General features: G+C 63.4%; 22 protein-coding genes. 8 read left to right on the forward strand and 14 right to left on the reverse strand.

Going from position 1 to position 23,907, the window contains the following annotated elements; all coding sequences use genetic code 11:
* Positions 1 to 28: 28 nt before the first annotated feature.
* The 4 genes from VITFI_RS07830 to VITFI_RS07845 all read left to right on the forward strand — a co-directional run bounded on the left by VITFI_RS07830 (position 29) and on the right by VITFI_RS07845 (position 3,170).
* Positions 29 to 1,096, forward strand: coding sequence for an NAD(P)/FAD-dependent oxidoreductase (locus VITFI_RS07830; RefSeq protein ID WP_157725601.1), 1,068 nt, complete (start codon positions 29 to 31; stop codon positions 1,094 to 1,096).
* A complete protein-coding gene (locus VITFI_RS18655) occupies positions 1,093 to 1,263 on the forward strand; it encodes a DUF2256 domain-containing protein (protein WP_157725602.1) in 171 nt (56 codons plus the stop codon). Before VITFI_RS07830 ends, VITFI_RS18655 begins: the two co-directional genes overlap by 4 nt.
* Before the next feature lie 122 nt (positions 1,264 to 1,385).
* The gene (locus tag VITFI_RS07840; protein ID WP_198301674.1) at positions 1,386 to 2,072 is read left to right on the forward strand and encodes a hypothetical protein; all 687 of its coding nucleotides are present in this window, start codon (positions 1,386 to 1,388) and stop codon (positions 2,070 to 2,072) included.
* 18 nt (positions 2,073 to 2,090) lie between these two features.
* Entirely contained in the window at positions 2,091 to 3,170 is a 1,080-nt protein-coding gene (locus VITFI_RS07845; RefSeq protein ID WP_089416472.1) for a helix-turn-helix domain-containing protein, read from the forward strand.
* A 68-nt stretch (positions 3,171 to 3,238) separates the two neighbouring features.
* Here VITFI_RS07845 and VITFI_RS07850 read toward each other — a convergent pair whose 3' ends face one another.
* Genes VITFI_RS07850 through VITFI_RS07860 form a run of 3 tightly spaced genes read right to left on the reverse strand, consistent with a single transcriptional unit; the run spans position 3,239 to position 6,339 of the window.
* Complete coding sequence (locus VITFI_RS07850) at positions 3,239 to 4,762, reverse strand: lactate utilization protein B (RefSeq protein ID WP_089416473.1); 1,524 nt, start codon at positions 4,760 to 4,762, stop codon at positions 3,239 to 3,241.
* Positions 4,759 to 5,502: a LutC/YkgG family protein gene (locus tag VITFI_RS07855; RefSeq protein ID WP_089416474.1), complete on the reverse strand. Its 744-nt coding sequence runs from the start codon at positions 5,500 to 5,502 to the stop codon at positions 4,759 to 4,761. The genes VITFI_RS07850 and VITFI_RS07855 overlap by 4 nt, the downstream gene beginning before the upstream one ends.
* 9 nt (positions 5,503 to 5,511) lie before the next feature.
* Positions 5,512 to 6,339 (reverse strand): (Fe-S)-binding protein, encoded by an 828-nt coding sequence (locus VITFI_RS07860; RefSeq protein ID WP_198301675.1) that lies wholly within the window; start codon positions 6,337 to 6,339, stop codon positions 5,512 to 5,514.
* A 102-nt stretch (positions 6,340 to 6,441) separates the two neighbouring features.
* Here VITFI_RS07860 and VITFI_RS07865 point away from each other — a divergent pair, with 102 nt between their 5' ends.
* Positions 6,442 to 7,158, forward strand: coding sequence for a FadR/GntR family transcriptional regulator (locus VITFI_RS07865; RefSeq protein WP_089416476.1), 717 nt, complete (start codon positions 6,442 to 6,444; stop codon positions 7,156 to 7,158).
* Positions 7,159 to 7,179: 21 nt separating this feature from the next.
* Here the strand turns inward: VITFI_RS07865 and VITFI_RS07870 are convergent, their stop codons facing one another.
* From VITFI_RS07870 to VITFI_RS18190, 10 genes are all read right to left on the reverse strand, one after another.
* Positions 7,180 to 8,550 (reverse strand): TrpB-like pyridoxal phosphate-dependent enzyme, encoded by a 1,371-nt coding sequence (locus VITFI_RS07870; RefSeq protein WP_089416477.1) that lies wholly within the window; start codon positions 8,548 to 8,550, stop codon positions 7,180 to 7,182.
* A gap of 84 nt (positions 8,551 to 8,634) precedes the next feature.
* The gene (locus VITFI_RS07875; RefSeq protein WP_089416478.1) at positions 8,635 to 9,075 is read right to left on the reverse strand and encodes a MaoC family dehydratase; all 441 of its coding nucleotides are present in this window, start codon (positions 9,073 to 9,075) and stop codon (positions 8,635 to 8,637) included.
* A gap of 34 nt (positions 9,076 to 9,109) precedes the next feature.
* Complete coding sequence (locus tag VITFI_RS07880; RefSeq protein ID WP_232476687.1) at positions 9,110 to 9,895, reverse strand: mechanosensitive ion channel family protein; 786 nt, start codon at positions 9,893 to 9,895, stop codon at positions 9,110 to 9,112.
* Positions 9,896 to 9,938: 43 nt separating this feature from the next.
* A complete protein-coding gene (locus VITFI_RS07885; RefSeq protein ID WP_089416480.1) occupies positions 9,939 to 10,769 on the reverse strand; it encodes an enoyl-CoA hydratase/isomerase family protein in 831 nt (276 codons plus the stop codon).
* On the reverse strand, positions 10,766 to 12,556 hold the full coding sequence (locus VITFI_RS18180; protein ID WP_198301677.1) for a 3-hydroxyacyl-CoA dehydrogenase NAD-binding domain-containing protein: 1,791 nt from the start codon (positions 12,554 to 12,556) through the stop codon (positions 10,766 to 10,768). Before VITFI_RS18180 ends, VITFI_RS07885 begins: the two co-directional genes overlap by 4 nt.
* Positions 12,553 to 13,404: an enoyl-CoA hydratase-related protein gene (locus VITFI_RS07900; protein ID WP_089416481.1), complete on the reverse strand. Its 852-nt coding sequence runs from the start codon at positions 13,402 to 13,404 to the stop codon at positions 12,553 to 12,555. The genes VITFI_RS18180 and VITFI_RS07900 overlap by 4 nt, the downstream gene beginning before the upstream one ends.
* The gene (gene boxA, locus VITFI_RS07905) at positions 13,404 to 14,699 is read right to left on the reverse strand and encodes a benzoyl-CoA 2,3-epoxidase subunit BoxA (protein ID WP_089416482.1); all 1,296 of its coding nucleotides are present in this window, start codon (positions 14,697 to 14,699) and stop codon (positions 13,404 to 13,406) included. Before boxA ends, VITFI_RS07900 begins: the two co-directional genes overlap by 1 nt.
* 30 nt (positions 14,700 to 14,729) lie before the next feature.
* Positions 14,730 to 16,157: a benzoyl-CoA 2,3-epoxidase subunit BoxB gene (gene boxB, locus VITFI_RS07910; RefSeq protein WP_089416483.1), complete on the reverse strand. Its 1,428-nt coding sequence runs from the start codon at positions 16,155 to 16,157 to the stop codon at positions 14,730 to 14,732.
* Positions 16,158 to 16,177: 20 nt separating this feature from the next.
* Entirely contained in the window at positions 16,178 to 16,855 is a 678-nt protein-coding gene (locus VITFI_RS18185; RefSeq protein ID WP_198301678.1) for a hypothetical protein, read from the reverse strand.
* 21 nt (positions 16,856 to 16,876) lie between these two features.
* Positions 16,877 to 17,851: an enoyl-CoA hydratase-related protein gene (locus tag VITFI_RS18190; protein WP_198301679.1), complete on the reverse strand. Its 975-nt coding sequence runs from the start codon at positions 17,849 to 17,851 to the stop codon at positions 16,877 to 16,879.
* A 164-nt stretch (positions 17,852 to 18,015) separates the two neighbouring features.
* Between VITFI_RS18190 and VITFI_RS07920 the strand changes: the two genes are divergently transcribed.
* Genes VITFI_RS07920 through VITFI_RS07930 form a run of 3 tightly spaced genes read left to right on the forward strand, consistent with a single transcriptional unit; the run spans position 18,016 to position 22,822 of the window.
* Entirely contained in the window at positions 18,016 to 19,617 is a 1,602-nt protein-coding gene (locus VITFI_RS07920) for an ATP-binding protein (protein ID WP_089416484.1), read from the forward strand.
* Positions 19,618 to 19,622: 5 nt separating this feature from the next.
* Positions 19,623 to 21,218 (forward strand): ATP-binding protein, encoded by a 1,596-nt coding sequence (locus VITFI_RS07925; RefSeq protein WP_089416485.1) that lies wholly within the window; start codon positions 19,623 to 19,625, stop codon positions 21,216 to 21,218.
* A 5-nt stretch (positions 21,219 to 21,223) separates the two neighbouring features.
* Positions 21,224 to 22,822: an ATP-binding protein gene (locus tag VITFI_RS07930; protein ID WP_089416486.1), complete on the forward strand. Its 1,599-nt coding sequence runs from the start codon at positions 21,224 to 21,226 to the stop codon at positions 22,820 to 22,822.
* Here the strand turns inward: VITFI_RS07930 and VITFI_RS07935 are convergent.
* On the reverse strand, positions 22,800 to 23,717 hold the full coding sequence (locus tag VITFI_RS07935; RefSeq protein ID WP_089418035.1) for a helix-turn-helix transcriptional regulator: 918 nt from the start codon (positions 23,715 to 23,717) through the stop codon (positions 22,800 to 22,802). The two genes, VITFI_RS07930 and VITFI_RS07935, sit on opposite strands and share 23 nt — an antisense overlap.
* Positions 23,718 to 23,907: the final 190 nt, after the last annotated feature.

A 23,907-nucleotide genomic window follows, 5' to 3' on the forward strand; every position in this document is an offset into this window, starting at 1 on the left:
TGACACGGAATTAAGTACCCTGCTGACCATGAAAACATGGACAAATCAGCAAGGTAAGCCGCGTCAAGTGGCGGTGGTCGGGGCGGGCTTGGCGGGGGCGGCGTGTGCGCGGGCCTTGGCCGAAGCGGGCCACAACGTCACCGTGTTGGACAAGGCGCGTGGCCCCGGTGGCCGGCTGGCCACCCGGCGCGTCGAATGGTTCGATGCGCAGGGGCAAGCGCATGTGTGCGGTTTGGATCACGGCACGCCGTGGTTCGATGCACGCAGCGCGGCCATGCGCCAGTTTGTGGACGCCGCTTTGACAGCGGGATGGTTGGCGGCGTGGCAACCCCGCATCGTGGGCGGGCGCAGCGGGGGCGCTGCGCCGGTGTCGCTCCACTATGTGGCGGTGCCCACCATGCCGACGCTGTGCCAGCGCCTGTTGGATGCACCCGCGCTGACGCGGCTGTGGCAGCACACGGTGACGGCGATCAAATCAGCAGAGGATGGGAGCGCGGGCTGGCAGGTGTCGTGCGCCGGAGAGCGCTTACCGAGGGTGTTCGATGCGGTGATGCTGGCGATGCCACCTGCGCAAGCGGCGGTGTTGCTGCGCCCGTGGCGTGTCGATTGGGCTGAGCAGGCCGAGGCCACGCCCATGTCGCCCTGTTGGACGCTGCTGGGGGTGAGCGAAGCTCCGGGCCGCCCTGCTGCTTGGGACATGGCGTTGCCGGACAGCGGCCCGCTGGCGCGCATCGTGCAACACCGTGCCCGACCGGGTCGGGCCATGGCGCCCGCCGATCAAGCGCATTGGGTGGCCCACGCCCGGGTGCAGTGGAGCCAAGCGCATTTGGAGCACTCACCCGCTGGGGTGCAGGCGCAGTTGCAAGAGGCGCTGGCGCAGGTGCTGGGACAGCCGTTGCGCTGGCACCATGTCACCGTTCACCGCTGGCGTTATGCCCTGACCCAACCCGATCCGGCCCGCGATCTGCCCGCTTGCTGGTGGGACGCCACCCAAGGGCTGGGAGTATGTGGTGATTTTCTCGGGGGTTACGGGGTGGAGGGGGCGTGGCTGTCTGGGCAGGCGCTGGCGGCGTCGGTGCTGGAGGGCGTGGTGTGAAGCGCCCTGCCAACACCAGCCAGCCGTGGCGGGGCCATAAACAACACCTGCCCAGCAAACCCTGCGCCGTCTGTGGCCGACCCATGAGCTGGCGCCGGGCTTGGGCGAAAAATTGGGAGGCGGTGCGGTATTGCAGTGAGGCGTGTCGGCGTCAACGTTCGGCCTGAGGGCGCTCACGCCCCCGGGCCGGTCTGCGCCGTCTGCTGGCGCAGCAGCAGCTCCCCAATCCGATCCACGCTAGACGCCTTGGAATAGTTGTCTTACTTGTTTATTTTTTCAAGCTACACTGTTGCTGTCAAAAATCAACATTTGGGTCGATTTAATGCAGCAGCAAAAATCCGTTGTCTTCAATCAAGACTCTGAGGTTCGCCACCGGTTGCGCAAGCTGGGGCTGACAACAGAAATCGTCAGGCTCATTGCCCGTCGAGTGGCCGCAGCGAAAGCCGAAGCGCTGGAGATCGACCCTACTAACGCGCCAGGCATGTTGGCCTATATCCACGGTGTGCGCGCCACTCGTATGGAGCTGCTCAAAGTCAGCGGCTGGCGTATGAGCCGGGCCGGTAACGTTGAATCGACCGTCAACGACAAACTGGGCATCCAAATCTGTTTCCAGAACGTCGACGCAGCTTGCACGGAACCTAACCCTCAGGCCATCTCCGGCAAGGGCGCCGGCTCGCGCAAGCTCATTCAGAATGGTTTGGGTGGTCAGGGTGAGCTTTTCGGTCGCGAAGCTCCCGAGTCAGTGGACGCGATCGGCAGTACGCCGACGGTGTGGGTGGTATGCGTAAGTACGGATGACAAGAAGCTGAGGGCTGAAGTGTCATGCCCTGAGGTCTTTCAGGGCAGTCAGTTCGCTGGCTTCAGCGAGCGCATCTGGGTTGTCGACGAAGACATCGCCCCGACGGTCGAGCCGGTAGATCGTCCTGAAGATGACAGTGACTCGGTGGAGCACGAGGTTCGCATCGCGAGGAAGTGAAAATGGAAGTCGAAACGTATGTTTAACGGGAGCAGGCTCACGCTCGCTCGAAAGCGCAGACAGCTCACCAAGAAAGAGTTGGCCGAGAAAGCGCGCCTGACGGCCCTAACGCTGACTCGCCTGGAAGCAGGCGAGACACCGGAACCCGGCGGAGACACTGTGCGATCCCTGGCCCAAGCCTTGAATTACCCAGCGGAATTTTTCTATCTCTGTGACAGTGAGGCACTGAACTCTGAGGCTGTTAGTTTTCGCAGTCTGTCGTCGCTCACAGCGCGTCAGCGCGACGCTGCTCTTGCTGCGGGCGATCTGGCTTTCGAACTGCATGCTTGGGTAGCGGATCGCTTCGAACTACCTGCTGTCCAGTTGCTGGATTTACGCGATGAGGATCCGATCGCTGCGGCTGGGGCCTTGCGTAGCCATTGGGGCATGGGTGCCAAGCCTATCGGGCACATGGTTAAGTTGCTTGAGTCCAAGGGGGTGCGCATATTTTCGCTAGCCGAGCAACACAAACACGTCGACGCGTTCTCATGCTGGCGAGGGGACGTGCCCTACATCTTTCTGAATACGTTCAAGTCTGCTGAGCGGAGCCGCTTTGATGCTGCCCATGAACTCGGCCATCTGGTGCTTCATGTGCATGGCACCACGAACGGCAGTAGGAACGTTGAGACAGAAGCTGACAGGTTCGCTTCAGCGTTTTTGATCAACCGAGGTGATCTGATCAGTCACTTGGGACGGGTTAACTCACTCGCGCAGTTGGTTTCGGCAAAGAGCCGCTGGGGCGTGTCAGTCGCTGCACTTGCACGCGCAGCCTTCGACTCGGGCCTGATCTCAGACTGGTACTACCGTGATCTTTGCAAGCAAATGAGTTCGCTGGGATACAGAACGGCAGAGCCTCAGGGCCTAGAGCGTGAGAAGTCTGTGCTGTGGAAGATGCTCTTTGACGAGCTCTGGAAAGATGGCATTACCAAGGATCGCATAGCGGCTGAGTTGCATGTTCCGCTTGATGAGATCGAGTCATTGGTCGGCGAGTTGGTCACTCAGCCCCCTCCAACTCCGACCAGCAGTGGCAAAAGACCGATGTTAAAGATCGTGTCGTAGTTGCCCAGGCTCGACCCGTAAGGGGGCAGCTGGGCAAGCAGTCGTGCTGACGCAGAACCTGGGGTGACTCACTCCAGGCCAGCCCCCTTCAACCTCGCCCGCAAGCTTTGCGATGCCGGCTTCAGCGGCGTCCGATGCGCCGTCCACCCGGCTTGCCAAGGCGGCGTCAACCAACTCAAGCGCCCGGCCAACCCGACGAAGTTTCGATACAGCGTCGGTGAGCTGCTGAGTTTGGCCCAGGTTTTCCACGCTGCTTCCTCTTTCCAATCGCGGGCGCTGGCTTGGCCGGCCAAGGGCGCATGGCCCGGCTCGGCTTCGTGCTTGGCCGCGTGGCGCAGTTGCATCAACAGCTCAGGAATCGGGATGCCCACCGGGCACACCTCGCCGCAGGCACCGCACAGGCTGCTGGCGGTGGGCAAATCTTGCGTCGGGTCCAGGCCCATCAAGTGCGGCGAAATGATGGAGCCGATGGGGCCGGGGTAGGTCGTGCCATACGCCAAGCCGCCGATGCGCGCATACACCGGGCAATGGTTCATGCACGCGCCGCAGCGGATGCATTGCAGCGTCGGGCGGAAATCGGCCTCGCGGTAGGCTTGGCTGCGTCCGTTGTCCAGCAAGATGAGGTGCAGCTCACGCGGGCCGTCCAGCTCGGGCGCTTCGCCTTGGACGCGGCGCGGGCCCGTGATGACGTTGAGGTAAGTCGTCACCGCCTGGCCGGTGGCTGAGCGCGTGAGCAAGGCGTAAAGCGGCAGCACGTGTTCCAGTTTTTCGACCACCTTCTCAATGCCGGTGATGGCGATGTGAACCTCAGGCACCGTGGTACACATGCGGCCATTGCCTTCGTTTTCCACCAGCACCAGCGAGCCGGTTTCCGCCACCAAAAAGTTCACGCCGGACACACCGATCTTGGCATCGCGGAACTCGTGGCGCAGCACGCGCCGGCCCGTGGCGATCAGCTCATCCACATCCTCGGTGTAGCTCGTGCCGGGAATGTGCTGCGCGAACAGTTCGGCAATCTGCTGCTTGGTTTTGTGGATGGCTGGCATGATGATGTGGCTGGGCCGCTCGCCCGCGAGTTGGACGATGTACTCGCCCATGTCGCTTTCCAAGCAAGTGATGCCGTGCTCGGCCATGCGGTGGTTCAGCTCGATTTCCTCGCTCACCATCGACTTGCCCTTCACCATCCCCCGCGCCCCATGCTGCTGCGCGATGGCGAGAAACAAGGCGTTGGCCTCCGCCGGCGTGCTGGCCCAATGCACTTGCACGCCGCGTGCGGTCAACTGGGCGTCGAGCTGCTCCAGCAAATCCGGCAGTTTGGACAGGCTGTATTGGCGGATGGCTTCGCCCTGGCGGCGCAGGGTTTCGAATGCGGTTTTGGCGTCGCGCACTTCGGCGGGGCCATCGGGGGGCAGTGCGCCTTGCGCGGTGCCGAAGTGGGCGGCGCGCTTGGTTTGCAGAAAATCCATTGCGCTGCGGAAGCTCTTGCGCAGATGGGCATCGTCCACCGCCACCTGGGTGTTGGCCTTGAAGTGGCGCGGATCGACGAAGGTCAGCGGGGCTTCATGCACCGGCTTGGTGTGGGGGGTGTTCATGCGCAAACCTCCGAGTCGTTCTGCAAATCGTTCACCAGCACGATCACCAATTCCTTCGGGCCGTGGGCACCGAAGGCCAGCACTTGCTGGATGTCGGCGGTTTTGCTCGGGCCAGAGATGAGCAGCAGGTTGGTGGGCATGTCGGCTTGCGGTTGCAGCGCCGACCAAGCAGCGGCCAGGCTGGCATACAGCCGGCGGGCCGGCAGCACCGCAATGTGCAGCGGTGGCACCAGCGACAGCGTGCGTGGCTCGCCCGGCCCCGGTTGCAGCACCAAGCTGCCCGTGTCGGCCACGCCGGCAGCGGCGCAGGTCAGGCCGGCGTCGATCTGGTCGAACAGTTGTGGCTTCCAGTCCTCCAGCGGCGAGGCGAAGGGGTGCAGCGTCAACCCGTGGCCAAGCTGGGGCGCCAGTTGCGCGGTGAGCGCGTGCAGCCCCGGAAAACCCTGCCCCACCGCCAAATGCCGGCAGCCGCGCTGCTGCAACACCTGCTGCACGGCAGCCGGCCAGTTCGCGGGGCTGGCGTGCAGCACCTCGGCCCGCCAGCCCCGGGCGGCGGCCTCAAACGGGGCGATCAAGTCGGCAGGAGCGGGGCGTTCCCCCTGCACCCCTCGGCCAAATGGGCTTTGGAAGAACGGCGCCAGGTCGGGCGTTGGCAGCGGCTGGGCCGGCGCTGCGCCCCGCAGACGAGCGAGGATGGCGCGGCGGGCAGCGGCGGAAGCGGTGGCATCAAGCAGCGTCATGGTGGAACCTCAGTCGGTGACGTGGTGTGCGGCGCCGGGCAACCCCAAGCGTTCCCGCAAAAAACTGCCCAGATGCACGCAACGCGGTTGCCCCGCATCGCAACCGCCGGCCTTTTGCGCGGCGTGGTGCAGGTTGAGCAGGCAGCCGCAGTCGGCGCTCACCAGCACTTCGGCGCCGGCGTCGCGCACGCTGGCGAGTTTGTCGGCCACCATCGCGCCGGAAATCGCCGGATGCCGGGCGGAAAACGTGCCACCAAAGCCGCAGCATTCCGCTTCCCGCGCTTGCTGAACCACTTCGACGCCTGGCAGCGCCGCCAGCAACGCCCGGCTGGGCAAGTGAACACCCATTTCGCGCCGCGCTGAACAGGAGGTGTGCAGGGCCACTTTCACCGGGCGCTGCGCCTGGGCGGCTTGGCTGGCCTGGGCGAACTCGGCCAGCCCCAGCACATCCCGCGCAAAGTGGCTGAACTCCACCACACGCGCCGCCACGGCCTGGGCTTGGGCGTGCAGCGCGGCATCGTCGGCGAACAGCAGCGGCCAGTGATGCACCATCATCCCGCCGCAGGAACCGGACGGCACGACGATCGGTTGATCCAGCGGAAACAGCGCCAACTGCGCCGCCGCCACCTGACGCGCCTCGGCGGTATAGCCGCTGGTGTACGCCGGCTGGCCGCAGCAGCTTTGGCCTTCGGGGAAGTCCACCGCGATGCCGGCGCGGCGAATCAGCTCAATGGCGTCCAACCCGGCTTGGGGAGCGAAGACATCCACCACGCAGGTGGCGAAAAAATAAACCCGTGCGGGACGGGGTGACGGGGAAGAGGGCGAGGCTGCGGGCATGGCAAACGTCCTGGGCGGCGGCGAATGGGGATGGCGCGGCATGGTGCGCCCAGCGACACTGGGGGGTGAAGTGGTCAGACCAATGTTTTCCGACGTTTTGCCATGAAACACCAACTCCACGCCCGCCTCCCCGATCAACTCGCCCAGCGTTTGGAACGTGCCATCGTGGAGCGCCACCATCTGCCGGGTGATCGCTTGCCGCCAGAGCGCGTGTGGGCGGTGGAGCTCGGGGTGTCGCGCACGGTGTTGCGCGAGGCGCTGCGTCTGCTGGCTGAGCGCGGTCTGGTGGAGCAGCGCCACGGTGCCGGCACCTTCGTTGCCGCTCAACCGGGAGCGCGTCAAGGCGATGTGTGGGCGCAACTGTTGCAACGTCAACCGTTGTTGCAGGAAGGCTGGCTGGAGTTTCGGGAAATGCTGGAGGTGCGTTGCGCCGAACTCGCCGCCCGCCGTGCGACGCCGGACGATCGGGCCCGGCTCGCCCAGGCTCACGCCGAAGTCAGCGCTGCGTATGCCCAGCCGGATCGTCAAATCCAAGTGCGGGCCGACGTGGCCTTTCACCGCGCCCTGGCCGACGCCACGCGCAACCCCGTCTTCAGCCAGTTGGTGGCGACCTTGCTGGCGCTGTTGCACGAGCACGTCCACCTGAGCATCGCCGACCTGACGCCGGATTCGCAAGAAGCCCAGCGCCTGTGCCAGCAGCACGACGCGCTCTGGCAGGCCGTCCAACGCGGTGACGCTGTGGCTGCCGCCAGCGCCGCCCAAGCGCACATCGATTTCGTGCGTGAGCGCTGGCAGCGGCGCCTGGCCGGTTTGGCCTGAGGGCCGCTGCGCAACGCCCGGTCAGCCTTGCGCCGGCACGCTGGGCAAGCTGGCCAGCGCCATGGCCAGTTCCTGCTCGTTGTAGCTTTCGTCGGTGAGTTCGCCGGCGAAGTACTTTTGGTAGGACACCATGTCAAAGTGCCCGTGGCCGCTCAAGCAGAACAGGATGTTCTCGGACTTGCCTTCCCGCTTGCAGCGCAGCGCCTCCTCGATGGCACCCTTGACGGCATGGTTCGATTCCGGTGCCGGCACGATGCCCTCGGCCCGTGCAAACGTCACCCCCGCTGCGAAGCACTCGCCCTGGGTGTAGGCCACCGCCTCCATCAACCCCAGCTCCTTGGCGTGCGACACCAGCGGCGCCATGCCGTGGTAACGCAATCCACCCGCGTGGAAACCCGGCGGGGTGAAGGTAGAGCCCAGGGTGTGCATCTTGGACAGCGGCGTCATGTGGCCGGTGTCGCCGAAGTCGTAGGCGTATTTACCGCGAGTCAGCGAAGGGCAGGCCGCCGGCTCCACCGCCACGATGCGCGACTTTTGCCCGCCACGCAGCCCATGCCCGATGAACGGGAAGGCAATGCCCGCGAAGTTCGAACCACCGCCCGTGCAGCCCACCACCACGTCCGGCCAAGCGTCGGCCATTTGCATCTGCTCCATCGCTTCCAGACCGATCACGGTTTGGTGCAGCAGCACATGATTCAGCACCGAGCCCAGGGCGTATTTTGTGTCGTCCCGCTGCGCGGCCAGCTCGACCGCTTCCGAAATGGCGATGCCCAAGCTGCCCGGATGGTTCGGGTGCTCGGCCAGCACGCTGCGGCCGTAGACGGTTTCCATCGAGGGCGAGGCCACGCAGCGGGCACCGTAGGTTTCCATCACGGCGCGGCGGTACGGCTTTTGGTCGTAGGACACGCGCACCTGGAACACCAGCACTTCCAACCCAAACAAATTGCCAGCGAACGACAGCGAGGTGCCCCATTGGCCTGCGCCCGTTTCCGTCGTCAGGCGCTTCACGCCGGCTTGCTGGTTGTAAAACGCCTGCGGGATGGCGGTGTTGGGCTTGTGGCTGCCAGCGGGGCTGACGCCTTCGTACTTGTAGAAAATTTTGGCCGGTGTGCCCAGCACCTTTTCCAGCCGATGGGCGCGGTAGAGCGGAGCGGGGCGCCAGAGTTTGTAGATGTCTTGCACCGGCTCGGGGATGTCGATCTCGCGTTCCGTCGTCACCTCCTGCTGGATCAGGGACATGGGGAACAACGGTGCCAGATCGTCCGGGCCCACCGGCTGCATCGTGCCGGGATGCAGCACGGGCGGCAGCGGCACGGGCAGATCGGCCTGGAGGTTGTACCAGGCCTTGGGCATTTGACTTTCTTCGAGCAAGTATTTGGTGCGGGTGCTCATGTCTCGGAACACTTTCTCATGGAATGGAGGGAAATCCCGCCACCCGCACCGTTGCAAAAACAATCAAAACGGGCGGCGAGCCCGTCAATCTACCGGGAGTTTGAACAGACTGGTAGCGTCCAGCTCAAGCGCTTGGCGGCCATCGGCGTGAAACAGCGCCCAGGTCCAGCGCAACACGCCCAGCTCCGGGCGCTTGGCCGAGCGCCGAACCTCCTGCACTTCGGCACGGAAGCTCAGCGGCTCGCCCGCACGCACTGGGTTGGGCCAGCGGATTTTTTCCACCCCAGGCGAGGCGTAAGACTCGGAACCGTCCAGCGCCGCCGCGCAAGCCAGGCGCATGGCCACACCACAGGTTTGCCAGCCGCTGGCGATCAAGCCACCGAACGGCCCTTGTGCCGCTGCCTCGGGATCGGTGTGGAACCATTGCGGATCCCACTGCCGAGCAAAATCGAGGATGTCTTGCTCGCTCAAAGCGATGGGGCCAGCGGTGATGACTTGGCCGGCGTAGAACTCTGCGAATTTCATGCGGAACGGTTCAACAAGGGGTGAAAAAAGCGGATCAGCCTTGGACGATGTGCGTCACCTGAGCGGGCATCGGGGCCGGCCAACCGGCTTCCTTGGCCACACGCACGATGGCTTCGTTGGTGTCAAAGTACACCTGCCAGTAGTTCGCGGTGTGGGTGTAAGGACGCACGGCGATGACACAGCCGTTGAGGTTCATGTCCAACAGGGCCACATCGGGCGCTGGGTTCGTGGCGACGTTGGGGATTTTGGCCACGGCGGCACGCAGGCGAGCGATGGCGTCCAGCGGATCGACGCCTGCCGCCAGTTGGGCGGTGCGATCCACGCGGCGCACGGGCAGGGCGCTAAAGTTTTGCACTGTGTCCCCAAACACCTTGGAGTTGCCGACGGTGGTCAGGACGTTGTCCGGCGTCACCAAGGTGGTGGCGAACAGGCCCAGCTCATGCACTGTGCCGACCACCCCACCGACGCTGACGAAGTCGCCCACCTTGAACGGACGCAGCACCAGCATGAAGGCCCCAGCTGCGAAGTTGCCGAGCATGCCGCTCCACGCCGCACCGATGGCCACGCCTGCACCGGCCAACAAGGCCGCAAACGACGTGGTTTGAATGCCGAAGTAGCCCAAGATGCCCAGCACCAGGGCGATGTTCAGCGCCACGGCCACGATGCTGCCCAGGTACTTGGACAGCGTCGCATCGACTTGGCTGCGGTTCAGTGAAGCCTGTGTGAGGGCCACGACCTTGGCGATGAGCCAGCGGCCAATCACCCAAAACGCAATCGACGCGAGCACCTTGACGGCCAGTTCGGCCACGGTGGTGCTCAAGAAAGTCTGAAGGGCGGAGAAGTCCACAGTGAATCCTTTCAACTCAGGAAGAGGAGTCCGGAGTATCGGGGCAAGCGAACTGGGGTGGGCGCTTGTGTTGCAGCGCCGCAAGACCTTCCCGTGCATCGGCACCAGTAAAACTGAGGATTTCCAGCGCCAGCGAATGCTCGAATGTCGGCCAAGCTGCACGCAGCCAGTGGTTCAAGCTGCGTTTGGTCCACGCCAAAGCCGTGGGGCTGCCCGCAGCCAGGGAGGCTGCCACAGCGCGGGCGCGTGGCAGCAGCTCGTCCTCGGGCACGGCCAAACTCACCAGGCCGATGCGTTCGGCTTCGGTGCCGTTCAATGGGGCGCAGGTCAGCAGGTGGTATTTGGCTTTGGCCATCCCGCACAGCAGCGGCCAAATGACGGCAGCATGATCGCCCGCCGCCACGCCCAGCTTGGTGTGGCCGTCGATGATTTTGGCGTTGTGCGCTGCGATCGAGACATCGGCCAGCAGCGCCAGCGCTGCCCCGGCGCCCACGGCGGCACCGTGGATGGCGCTGACGATGGGCAGATCACAATCGATCATGCCTTGCACCAGATCGCGGGCTTCGCGCATCACGCGCAGGCGGGTGGTTTCGCGGGCGAGCATGTCCTCCACCAATGCCATTTGCCCGCCGGCTGAAAACCCCTTACCTTCAGAGCGAATGAGGATGCAGCGCACGCCAGGCCGCGCCGCCAGCCCGCGCCACAGCGTACCCAGTTGCGCGTGAGCGTGGGCATCGCACGCCGGCAGCGTGCCAGGCGGGCCCAGCACCAGCTCGACCACGCCTTGCGGATGATGTTCAAGGCGCAGCCCCTCGGCCAGCGTTTCGGTGTCGATGGGGGTGCTCATGCGGGGGTGCCTTCCTGCCACACCCGTTGGCGCAAATGGGGGCTGACGCGGTAACGCTCGCCCCGGTAATGCGCGTCCAGCGCGTCCAACAGGCGCACCACGGGCGCCGCGCCCCAATGCGCCAGCCATTCAAACGGCCCGGCGGGGTAGTTGACCCCGAGTTTCATGGCCGTGTCCGCCCCGGTTTCGCTGCACACGCCTTGATGCACGGCGTCGCTCGCCTCGTTGATGAGCATGGCCACGGTGCGGGCCACGGCCAAACCGGGCGCATCGGCCAGACGTTGCGGCGTGAAGCCCAACGCTGCCAGCCACTGCGGCGCGGCGGCCACCCAGGCCGAGCTGGCGCTGACGGCGGGAGTCCAGGCGAGTGGGGCGCCCCCTCTCCCCAACCCCTCTCCCACGAGGGGTGAGGGGCTTTGTGACAGGGATGCGTTGGCGCCGGCTTGGGCGGTGGGCAGGTCAAACAGCGCGAGATCTGACACGGCCTCCTCCATCGCCACTTGGGCGGCGGGGCGGCCATCCGTCAGGCGCAGCACCTGGCAGGTGCTGGCACGGCGCAGGGTTGGTGTCATGTCATCGTTGGCGTGTTGTCCCCTCACCCCGGCCCTCTCCCCCAAGGGGAGAGGGAGAAATGACTTCAAAGCCCCTCTCCCATCGGGGGAGAGGGGTTGGGGTGAGGGGAGTGCGTCGCCAAACACACCGACATTTGAGGCTTGACGCAACACCAGGCCGCACCAGGCGGTGGTTCGATCGGTGCTGAAGGTTTGGCCGGCGGCGCGCAGCCGCTCGGCCAGCAGCTCGGCCACCGCGCCACGGCCATGCAAAGTCACCTCCACCTGCGCATCAATCAAAGCCCCTCTCCCCTCGTGGGAGAGGGGTTGGGGAGAGGGGGCCACCGCCGAGCCAGAAGCCCCCGCCCGGTAATCGTAAAAACCGCGCCCACTCTTGCGCCCCAGCAGCCCACCCTCCACCAACTCACGCTGCACCAGCGAAGGCACAAAGCGTTTGTCGAAAAAATTGGCTTCGTAGACGGATTGCGTTACCGAAAAATTGGTGTCGTGCCCGATCAAATCCATCAGCTCACACGGCCCCATGCGAAAACCCGCGCCGCGCAAGCAAGCATCCAACTCCGCCGGCGTGCCCGCTTGCTCGGCCAGCAACGCCAGCGTCTCGGCATAAAACGGACGCGCAATGCGGTTGACGATGAACCCAGGCGTCGATTTGGCATGCACCGCCGTCTTGCCCCAGGCGCCGGAAAGCGCATGAATCGCCTCCGCCACGGCTGGCGCGGTGTGCAGCCCACTCACCACCTCCACCAGTTTCATCAAGGGCACGGGGTTGAAGAAGTGCATGCCCACCAAGCGTTCTGGGTGCTGCAAGCCGTTGGCAATCGCCGTCACTGAGATGGACGAGGTGTTGGTCGCCAGCACGCACGCCGGCGACACCCGCCCTTCTAACTCGCGGAACAAACTGCGCTTGGCGTCCAGCTTTTCGAGGATGGCTTCCACCACCAAGCCGGCGTCTTTTGCTTCGGTCAAGGTGTCCACTGCCCGCAAGCGGGCCAGGGTGGCGGCCACAGCTTCGGGTTTCAGCTTGCCTTTGGCGGCCAGCATGTGGAGGCTGGTGGCGAGTTTGTCGAGCGCTTGCGCGGCGGCGCCGGCTTTCACGTCAAACAACATCACCGGGTGCCCGGCCTGTGCCGCCACCTGCGCAATGCCCGCACCCATGATGCCGGCACCCACCACCAGCACCGGTACGCCGCTCAGGTTGAAGTCGGTGGCGCTCATGCGGCGGCTCCTGGTTCTTGTGGCACCCAGGCAGCGGGGCGTTTGGCGAGGAAAGCGGCAAACCCTTCTTTGGCCTCGTCCGTGCCGCGCACACGGGCGATGGTTTGCGCGGTCAGCTCCAGCACATCGGTGCTCACGGGGCCAACCGCCATTTGGGCGTACAACGCTTTGATTTCGCGCTGCGCGTTCGGGCCGCCGACCAGCAGCTCGGCCACCAGGGCATCGACGGCGGCGTCGAGTGCGGCGGCGGCGCCGTCCGGGCTGCCATCGTCGTTCGTCACCTGCTGAACGAGGCCGATGTTGTGCGCTTCAGCGGCGCCGATGCGGCTCGTTGTCAGCGCCAAGCGCATGGCCTGACGCTTGCCCACCGCATTCGTGAGGTACGGCCCGATCACCGAAGGCAGGATGCCGAACTTCGCCTCACTCACCGCAAACTGGGCGCGGCTGCTGGCGATGGCGAAGTCACACGCACACGCCAGCCCCACGCCGCCGCCCAGCGCCACGCCTTGCACGCGGGCGATGGTGGGTTTCGGGCCATGGTGAATTTTCCAAAGCATCCCGGCAAAACGCCGGGCATCGGCCAAATTCCATTCGAAGTCGGCTTGGCTGGCGCGCTGCATCCACTGCAAATCGGCGCCGGCGCTGAAAGCCTTGCCAGCGCCTTCCAGCACGATGACGCGGGCGTTGTCGTCATTGGCCAGCAGGCCAAACACCGCGTCCAGCTCGGCAATCATGGCCTCGTCAAAGGCGTTGAACACCTGCGGGCGGTTCATCCTCACCCGCACCACGCCGGGGCGTGTACCGGGCAACACGGCCAGCGTTTGCCAGTTCGCAGTCAAGGCGCTCATCAGTAGGTCTCCAGGTGCAAGCGGCCTTCGTTTTTGAGCGTCGCGCCCAGCGTTTCCCAGTTCAGGCCGGCGTTTTGGGCGATGTCACGCAGCGCCAGCACCACGCCTTCTTCCATCGCCTTCAGGCCGCAGACGTAGAAACACGTGTTCGGATCTTTGAGCAGCGCCACCAAATCGGCGGCCCGCTCGCGCATCAGGTCTTGCACGTAACGACGTGGGGCGCCCGGCGTGCGGCTGAACGCCAGGTTGATGTCGATGAAGTCTTTGGGCAGGCTGGTCAGTGGGCCGAAATAGGGCAGTTCGGCCTGGGTGCGGGCGCCGAAAAACAACATCAGCTTGCCGCCCTCAAACTTGCCCGATTGGCGCAGCCGGCGGCGCCATTCCGTCATGGCGCGCATCGGGGCCGAACCGGTGCCGGTGCAAATCATGACGAGGTGAGATTTCGGGTGATTCGGCATCAAGAAACTGGCACCGAAGGGGCCGATGACCTGCACCTTGTCGCCCACCGCCGCGTCGCACAAGTAGTTGCTGGCCACGCCGTGAATGGGCCGCCCTTGCGGATCGTTCACCACCCGCTTCACCGTGAGCGAGAGGTTGTTGTAACCGGGGCGCTCGCCATTGCGCGGGCTGGCGATGCTGTACTGGCGCGCATGGTGCGGCTTGCCTTGCGCGTCCACCCCCGGCGGAATCACACCGATGCTCTGGCCTTCCAGCACCGGGAAGGGCATGCTGCCAAAGTCCAGCACGATGTGGTGGGTTTCGTTCTCCGTGCCCGCTTCGTTCACCTTGACGTTGCCGACCACGGTGGCCATGGTCGGCGCTTTCGGCCCGTAAAGTTTGGTGTACGGGTGCGCGGCGGACCACGGCGGCACCTGCGCACCCCATTGCGCCGAATTGAACGCCGCTTCGCCCGTCGGGTCGGTGGCCGGGGTTTCGGGCGTGGCGGCTGCCACTGCGTCCACCACGGCGGCGGCGTCGCCACCGCCGGCCAGCTCGGCGAGCTGCGCCGCCAGTTGCTCGGCGCTGAGTTCGGGCGGCAGCTCATCCCACAAGAGCTGCTCTTCCACCGTGTACGCCTTGGCGCCGGGCACTTGGCGCCAGTTGTCGATGGAGCCCGTCGGGCAAGGCGAGATGCAAGCCATGCAGAAATTGCACTTGCTCGCCTCAATCACATAGTTGCGGTCATCGTGGGTGATGGCGGCCACCGGGCAGGTGGCCTCGCAAGTGTTGCAGCGGATGCAGATTTCGGGGTCGATCAGGTGCTGGCGCAGCACGGCAGGCATCGGGGCGTTCATGGCGGCGGGCTCTCTTGGGCTTTTTGGTTTTTAGTTGAAGCGCACGTAATCAAAATCCACCGGCTGGCGGTTGATGCCCATGACGGGCGGCGCAATCCAATTGGCGAACTTGCCGGCTTCGGTGACGCGGCCCATCAAGCTGGCCACAAAAGCGCGGTCTTCCACCGAAGGCAGCCACTCGTTCTGGCGGGCGGCAAACTCGGTGGCGCTCACGGCGCGGCCATCCGGCGAGATGTGCGCGCCGGCCAGCGTGCCGATCTTGCGGTTGAACGCCTTGTGCGGCGCTTGCAGCTTGAACGGGATGCCGGCCTTCTCGATCACCTTGTTCCAGCGCTGCACACCCCCGATGGAATCCTTGATGTAGTCGTCGCGCAGCACTTCGTTCAGGGCGTTGAGCATCGGCACTTCGCGTTCGATCAAGTGGCCTTCCTTCAGGCCCAGCACTTTGTAGGTTTGGCCTTGCAGACGATGGTCATCGCCGCGCTTGGTTTCCTCGTAGCGGCCCTTCAGCCCCGAGTTGTAGAAGATGGCCGCATTGCTGGACTCATCCGCGCCAAACAGGTCGATCGTCACCGAGAAGTGGAAGTTCAGGTAACGCTGGATGGTCGGCAGGTCGATCACGCCAGCGGCGCGGATCTTGGCCGGGTCATCCGTCTTCAGCTCGTTCATCACCTGGCAGGTGCGGGCAATCACGCGGCTCACGCCGGATTCGCCCACAAACATGTGGTGCGCTTCTTCCGTCAGCATGAACTTGGTGGTGCGAGCCAGCGGGTCAAAGCCGGATTCAGCGAGCGCGCACAACTGGAACTTGCCGTCGCGGTCGGTGAAGTAGGTGAACATGTAGAAGCTCAACCAGTCCGGCGTCGGCTCGTTGAAGGCTTGCAGGATGCGCGGGTTGTCGCTGTCGCCACTGCGGCGATCCAGCAGCGCTTCGGCTTCCTCGCGGCCATCGCGGCCAAAGTACTTGTGCAGCAGGTACACCATCGCCCACAGGTGGCGGCCTTCTTCCACGTTGACTTGGAAGAGGTTGCGCAAGTCGTACTGGCTGGGGCAGGTGAGGCCCAGGTGGCGCTGTTGTTCCACCGACGCCGGTTCGGTGTCACCCTGCGTGACGATGATGCGGCGCAGGTTGGCGCGGTGCTCGCCGGGCACATCCTGCCAAGCGGCTTCGCCCTTGTGTTCACCGAAGTTAACTTGCCGGCCTTCCTCCTTCGGGTTCAGGAAGATGCCCCAGCGGTAGTCCGGCATCTTGACGTGGCCGAACTGCGCCCAGCCATCGGCGTCCACGCTCACGGCGGTGCGCAGGTACACGTCGAAGTTGTTGGAGCCATCCGGCCCCATGTCATTCCACCAGTTCAGGTAGTTGGGCTGCCAGTGTTCGAGGGCGCGTTGCAGCGTCTTGTCTTCCGAAAGGTTGACGTTGTTCGGGATTTTTTCGCTGTAGTTGATCGTGCTCATGCGTGTCTCCTGAATCAAACTCAAACGCGGTTCATGTCGAACTGGGCTTTTTCGCCCTTGCCATAGAGCTTCAGCGCGCCCTTTTCGCCCACGGCGTTCGGGCGCTGGAAGATCCAGTTTTGCCAAGCGGTGAGGCGGCCAAAGACGCGGGTCACCATGTTTTCCGGGCCGTTGAAGCGCAGGTTGGCTTCCATGCCCGTCAGTGCGTCGGGGGACATGGCGGCACGTTCTTCCAGCGCCAGGCGCACTTCGTCGTCCCAGTCGATGTCGTCGGGGTTGGCGGTGTTCAGGCCCAGGGCGAAGGCGGCATCGGCGTCCAGCGCCTCACCCAGCTTGGCGCGGATGGCGGCCAGCGGCGCTTCTTCTTCGTAGAAACGGCGCTCCAGGCGGCTCTGATCGGTGGCCATCGGGAACAGGCCAAAGTTCGCTTCGGTGACGGTGATCTTGGGCGCTGCGGCCTCGTCGTTGGGCAGGGCGAGGTGGTAAATGCGGTCGCAGGCGAGGGCCAGCTCCAGCAGCGTGCCGGCAAAACACGAACCTTCTTGAATCAGCGCGAACAGCGAGCGCGAGGACACATCCAAGCGCGAGAAGGTGCGGCGCAGCAGGCCGATGGTTTCGCGCACGAACCAGTGGCCCTTGTTGGCCAGCAGCATGGCGTCCAGCGCCTGCACGGCGGCGGCGTCACCCGAGGTCTTCATGATCCAGGTGCCGATCTCCAGCTAGTTGGTGCGCATGTGCAAGATGGCGTCGTCCAACTGGCGAGCCATGGCCAGGGCGTACCAGTTGGCGCCAGCGGCTTCGATTTCCGCCACGGTGCTCGGCTGCACGCCTTGGGGCGCCTTCACGGTGAAGACGGCTTGGCGCTTGGCGCGATCCATCTCCACGCTGACGTGTTCGTAGGCGATGCGATCCCCCTCGATGCTGCGCTCGACGCGGGGCAGGGCCACGCCTTGGGCGTCGGCGGGGCGGTCGCTGGTGGTGGCCAGGGCGGCGGCGCGCTCCATCACCTTGGCGGCGAAGGCGGCGGGTTTGGCGATGTCGTCCACCAAGCGCCAGTCTTTGGCCCTTTTGCCGCGCACGCCTTCGGTGGTGGTGCAGAAGATGTCCGCCAGATCGTGGCGCACCTTGCGCTTGTCGGTCACGCGGGTGAGGCCGCCGGTGCCGGGCAGCACGCCCAACAGTGGCACTTCGGGCAGGCTCACGGCGGAGCTGCGGTCATCCACCAGCAAAATTTCGTCGCACGCCAGGGCCAGCTCATAGCCGCCGCCGGCGCAAGAGCCGTTCACCGCCGCAATGAATTTCAGGCCCGAGTGGCGCGAAGAATCTTCAATGCCGTTGCGGGTTTCATTGGTGAACTTGCAGAAGTTCACCTTCCAGCCGTGGCTGGACACGCCCAGCATGAAGATGTTGGCGCCCGAGCAGAACACGCGCTCACGCAGCGAGGTCACCACCACGGTGCGCACTTCCGGGTGTTCGAAGCGGATGCGGTTGAGCGCGTCGTGCAATTCCACATCCACGCCCAGGTCGTAGCTGTTGAGCTTGAGTTTGTAGCCGGGGCGCAGGCCGGCGTTTTCGTCCACGTTCATCGCCAGGGTGGCGATGGAACCCTCGAACTTCAGCGACCAGTGACGGTACTGGCTGGGTTCGGTGCGGTAGTCCACGGGAGTCAGGGCGGCGGGCAGGGGGGCGTTCATCGGGCATCTCCTCAAGGGTGAGGCAGCGAATATGCAAAATGTTGCGTGCTGCTGATGGATGGGCATGATAGTGCATCCCATGATCTCGTCAAGATCGTATGCACTGAAGTGCATGTGGGGAGAACCCTGAACCCAAAGCGGGGCGGGCCTCTACACTGAGTGGCATGAGCACACCCGCCCCACTGCTGACCCGTCGCCGCTTGCCCATCAGCATCCAAACCTTCGCCAAGTTGCGTGAGGAAGATTGCTACTACGTGGATAAATCCGGTTTGGCTGTGGATCTGACCGAGTCGGGGTCACACTTCTTTTTGAGCCGTCCACGTCGTTTCGGTAAAAGCCTGCTAGTGGACACCTTCAAAGAGCTGTTTGAAGCCAATACGCCGCTGTTCAAAGGGCTGGCCGCTGAACATCGCTGGGATTGGTCGCGGCGGCGCCCGGTGATCCGCATCAGTTTTGGCAACGGGGTGCTGCATGGCCGGGCGGAGCTGGATCGGCGCATCCGCAGCAACCTGCGGGACAACCGTGCGGCGCTGGGCTTGCCACGTCCGGCGCACATCGACCCAGAGGATGTGGCCGATGACTTCGCGGACTTGATCGCCCAAGCGCACCAGCAGCAAGGCCAAACAGCGGTGGTGCTGGTGGACGAGTACGACAAACCCATCTTGGACAACTTGGAGGATCCCGCCATCGCACGCCAGATGCGCGACGGGCTGCGCAACTTCTACGCCGTGCTCAAGGAGGCCGATGCACACCTGAAGTTTGTGTTCATCACGGGCGTGTCCAAATTCAGCAAGGTGAGTTTGTTTTCGGGTTTGAACAACCTGCGTGACATCACACTGGATGCACGTTGGAGCGCCCTGTGCGGTTACACCGACGACGACGTGGACATGGTGTTCGCGCCTGAGTTGCCCGGGTTGAATCGGGAGGAAATTCGGCGCTGGTACAACGGTTACAACTGGGGTGGTACGTCGGTCTATAACCCGTTTGATGTGTTGCTGCTGTTTGATCGCCGCGAGTTTCACCCGTATTGGTTTGAAACCGGAACGCCCACGTTTTTGGTCGATTTGCTGGCGCGTGAGGCGGTGTTTTCGCCCCGACTGGATCGGATGTGTGGCGATTTAGAACTGCTTTCGACATTTGATGTCGAACACATTGCCCCTGAGGCGCTGCTGTTTCAGGCAGGCTACCTGACGGTGCATGAAAAACGGGTGCTGGACAATGGGGACACCGTGTACACGCTAGGCTACCCGAACCGCGAGGTGGAAAGCAGCCTGAACCGTGTGTTGTTGCCGGCGTATGGGGTGCCGCGCCAGGTGGCGTTGGCATCACGGATGGCGCTGTTGGAGGCGCTGAAATCGGCCGATGCGGTGGCGATTCGGGCGGGGTTGCACGCGCTGTTTGCGGGGATTCCAAGTGATTGGTACCGCAGCAACCCGCTGGCGGGTTTTGAAGGTCATTATGCAAGCGTGTTTTACAGCCATTTGGCTGGCCTGGGGTTGGATCTGCGCGTGGAAGATGCGACCAACCATGGCCGCATCGATTTGACGTTGCGCTTTGCCGGGCGGATTTTCATCTTCGAATTCAAGGTGCTGGACGGCGATCGGCCCGATGGCAGCGCGCTGGCCCAAATCCGCGACAAGGGTTACGCCGATAAATACCGCAGCCACGGCCAGCCCGTGCATTTGATCGGTATCGAGTTTGGGCGTGTGGTGCGCAATCTGGTGGGGTTTGAGACCGAGACGCTCAACGCCATCGTGACGGAGTGAGTCAAATGAACACGGTTGAGGCCTCCTCTGCGTTGGTTCGCCGACAGTTGCCCATCGGCATTCAGAACCTGCGCGAGATTCGCGAAGGGGATTATTACTATGTGGATAAATCAGGGTGGGCCGCAGATCTGGTGGGAGCAGGTAAAGCTTTTTTCTTGAGCCGCCCGCGCCGTTTCGGCAAAAGCTTATTGGTGGACACCTTCCAAGAACTGTTTGAAGCCAATGCCCCACTGTTCAAGGGGCTCGCAGCCGAACACCGCTGGAACTGGACACAGCGCCATCCGGTGATTCGATTGGATTTTTCGGAGGGCATGTTGCGGGGGCGTGCTGAACTGGACGAGCGCATCCGCGACCTGTTGGATGACAACGCCAGCGCTTTGGGCGTGCAGTGCCAGCGTCAGTCGATTCACGGGCGTTTTGCCGAATTGATTCGGCAGGCCCATGACCGCCACGGCGCCACGGTGGTGGTGCTGGTGGACGAGTACGACAAACCGATTCTGGACAACCTAGAAACGCCCGCCATCGCCCGGGAAATGCGCGACGGGCTGCGCAATCTTTATTCAGTGCTCAAAAGCACCGATCCGCACTTGAAATTTGTGTTTTTGACGGGCGTGTCCAAATTCAGCAAAGTGAGTTTGTTTTCGGGTTTGAACAACCTGCGTGACATCACACTGGATGCACGTTGGAGTGCCCTGTGCGGTTACACCGACGACGACGTGGACACGGTGTTCGCGCCTGAGTTGCCCGGGTTGAATCGGGAGGAAATTCGGCGCTGGTACAACGGTTATAACTGGGGCGGCACGTCGGTCTATAACCCGTTTGATGTGTTGCTGCTGTTTGATCGCCGCGAGTTTCACCCGTATTGGTTTGAAACGGGCACGCCCACGTTTTTGGTCGATTTGCTGGCGCGTGAGGCGGTGTTTTCGCCCCGACTGGATCGGATGTGTGGCGATCTGGAACTGCTTTCGACATTTGATGTCGAACACATTGCTCCCGAGGCGCTGCTGTTTCAGGCAGGCTACCTGACCGTGCATGAAAAACAGGTGCTGGACAATGGGGACACTGTGTACACCCTGGGCTACCCGAATCGCGAGGTGGAAAGCTGCCTGAACCGTGTGTTGTTGCCGGCGTATGGGGTGCCGCGCCAGGTGGCGTTGGCATCACGGATGGCGCTGTTGGGGGCGCTGAAATCGGCCGATGCGGTGGCGATTCGGGCGGGGTTGCACGCGCTGTTTGCGGGGATTCCAAGTGATTGGTACCGCAGCAACCCCCTGGCGGGTTTTGAAGGTCATTATGCAAGCGTGTTTTACAGCCATTTGGCTGGCCTGGGGTTGGATCTGCGCGTGGAAGATGCGACCAATCATGGCCGCATCGATTTGACGTTGCGCTTTGCCGGGCGGATTTTCATCTTCGAATTCAAGGTGCTGGACGGCGATCGGCCCGATGGCAGCGCGCTGGCCCAAATCCGCGCCAAGGGGTACGCCGACAAATACCGCAGCCATGGCCAGCCCGTGCATTTGATCGGCATCGAGTTTGGGCGTGTGGCGCGCAATCTGGTGGGGTTTGAGACCGAGACGCTCAACGCCATCGCGACGGAGTGAGTCCGATGAATACCATTCGCCGCCGGTTGCCTCTTGGCATCCAATCCTTCGCCAAATTGCGCAAGGAGGAGTGTTACTACGTGGATAAGTCGGGGTTGGCCATTGACCTGATCGAATCCGGTACCTATTTCTTTTTGAGCCGCCCCCGCCGCTTCGGCAAAAGCTTATTGGTGGACACCTTCCAAGAACTGTTTGAGGCCAATGCGCCACTGTTCAAGGGGCTCGCAGCCGAACACCGCTGGAACTGGACACAGCGCCATCCGGTGATTCGATTGGATTTTTCGGAGGGCATGTTGCGGGGGCGTGCTGAACTGGACGAGCGCATCCGCGACCTGTTGGATGACAACGCCAGCGCTTTGGGCGTGCAGTGCCAGCGTCAGTCGATTCACGGGCGTTTTGCCGAATTGATTCGGCAGGCCCATGACCGCCACGGCGCCACGGTGGTGGTGCTGGTGGACGAGTACGACAAACCGATTCTGGACAACCTAGAAACGCCCGCCATCGCCCGGGAAATGCGCGACGGGCTGCGCAATCTTTATTCAGTGCTCAAAAGCACCGATCCGCACTTGAAATTTGTGTTTTTGACGGGCGTGTCTAAATTCAGCAAAGTGAGTTTGTTTTCGGGTTTGAACAACCTGCGTGACATCACACTGGATGCACGTTGGAGTGCCCTGTGCGGTTACACCGACGACGACGTGGACACGGTGTTCGCGCCTGAGTTGCCCGGGTTGAATCGGGAGGAAATTCGGCGCTGGTACAACGGTTACAACTGGGGCGGCACGTCAGTCTATAACCCGTTTGATGTGTTGCTGCTGTTTGACCGGCGCGAGTTTCACCCGTATTGGTTTGAAACCGGAACGCCCACGTTTTTGGTTGATTTGCTGGCTCAATCCGCGTTCTTTACGCCCGATTTGGATCGGTTGCAGGCGGGATTGGCGCTGCTGTCCAGCTTTGACGTGGGCCACATTGCGCCGGAGGCGTTGCTGTTTCAAGCGGGCTATTTGACCTTGCGTGAGGTCAGCCAGCCGGCTTTGGGGCAGTGGGTGTACACCCTGGGTTATCCGAATTGCGAAGTCGCTGCCAGCTTGAACGAAGCGCTGTTGCCGAGTTACGGCTTGCCTGCTCGATCGAGTTTTGAAAACCGCATCCGCTTGATTGATGTGCTGCGGCGGGCGGATTTCACGGCCATGGCTTCGCTGTTGCGTGCGCTGTTTGCCAGTATTCCGAATGATTGGTATCGCAACAACCCGCTGGCGGGTTTCGAGGGCCACTACGCCAGCGTATTTTACAGCCATTTGGCGGCGCTGGGTTTGGATTTGCGGGTGGAAGAGGCCACCAACCATGGGCGCATCGATTTGACGTTGCGTTTTGCCGGGCAGATTTTCATCTTCGAATTCAAGGTGCTGGATGGCGATCGGCCCGATGGCAGCGCGCTGGCCCAAATCCGCGACAAGGGTTACGCCGACAAATACCGCAGCCATGGCGAGCTCGTGCATTTGATCGGCATCGAGTTTGGGCGTGTGGCGCGCAATCTGGTGGGGTTTGAGACCGAGACGCTCACGCCGGGCGCAGGGATGCCCCTCAGCGCGCCGGCAACCCCGTGATCAATTGTCGCAACTCGGCAAAACTCTGCTCCAGTGGTTTGCCTTGGGTGGATAAACTCAAATCCGCCTTGGCATAAAAGGCCGCTCGCTCGGTGAGGATGCGCTGTAAATCCTCCATCGCCTCTTTGTTACCCGCCATCGGACGCAAATCCCCTTGCGCGATGACGCGGCTCATGTGCTCCTGCGGGCTGGCTTGCAGCCACACCGTGGTGCAGTGGCCGAGCAACAGGTTGTAGTTCGCCGGGTCGGACACCACCCCGCCCGGCGTGGCGATCACCGCATCCGGGTAAAGCTGAATCGGCTCCTCCAGTGCGCGGCGCTCGTAGCGGCGGTACGCTGCCGCCCCCAGCAGGTTGTGGATTTCAGGCAAGCCGCAGCCGGCCACGCGCTCAATTTCCTGGTTCAGCTCAACGAAGGGCACGCCCAGCGCTTCGGCCAGCATCTTGCCCAGGGTGGACTTGCCCGCGCCGCGCAGCCCAATGAGCGCGATGCGCTGCGCCCGCGCTTCGGGCTGGCCGGCTTGGCCGAACAGCTCCGTCAACGCCAGGCGGCTGCGGCGCAGCTCGTCTTCGCTGCGTCCGCGCAGCAAATCGCGGATCAGCAGCCACTCGGGCGAGGTGGCGGTTTCGTCGCCCAGCAGCTCGGCGATCTGGCAGCCCAGCGCCCGCGCCACTTGCTTCAACACCAGCACCGAGGCGTTGCCCACGCCCAGCTCCAGGTTGGCCAGGTGACGTTCGGACACGTCCGATGCCACGGACAGCGCTCGGCGCGTCATGCCTCGGCGCGCACGCTGGGCGCGCACGCGCTCGCCCAGGGCCACCAAGAACGCATCGCGCACAGGGGAAGGTCGGTCGGTCGGCGGGCTGTCGGTCAGGGGAGGTTCCAGGTCGTCCATGGTGTCAGTGGTTTCCCGGAGCATGCACTATATTGCTTGACGCTGGTGCTCCGTGAAGATAAGTTTCGTTCATGCACTCCATTTCTACAAGCTGCCAGGCAGGAGGTTTCACCCGAGGCAGCAAGGAAATGCACAGTGTTTACCCGTAAATCACAAGTTGTCATTGTCGAGCCTTCGCAGGTTTCACCCC

The organism is Vitreoscilla filiformis, assembly GCF_002222655.1.
In the GTDB taxonomy this organism is placed as follows: Bacteria; Pseudomonadota; Gammaproteobacteria; order Burkholderiales; family Burkholderiaceae_C; genus Ideonella; species Ideonella filiformis.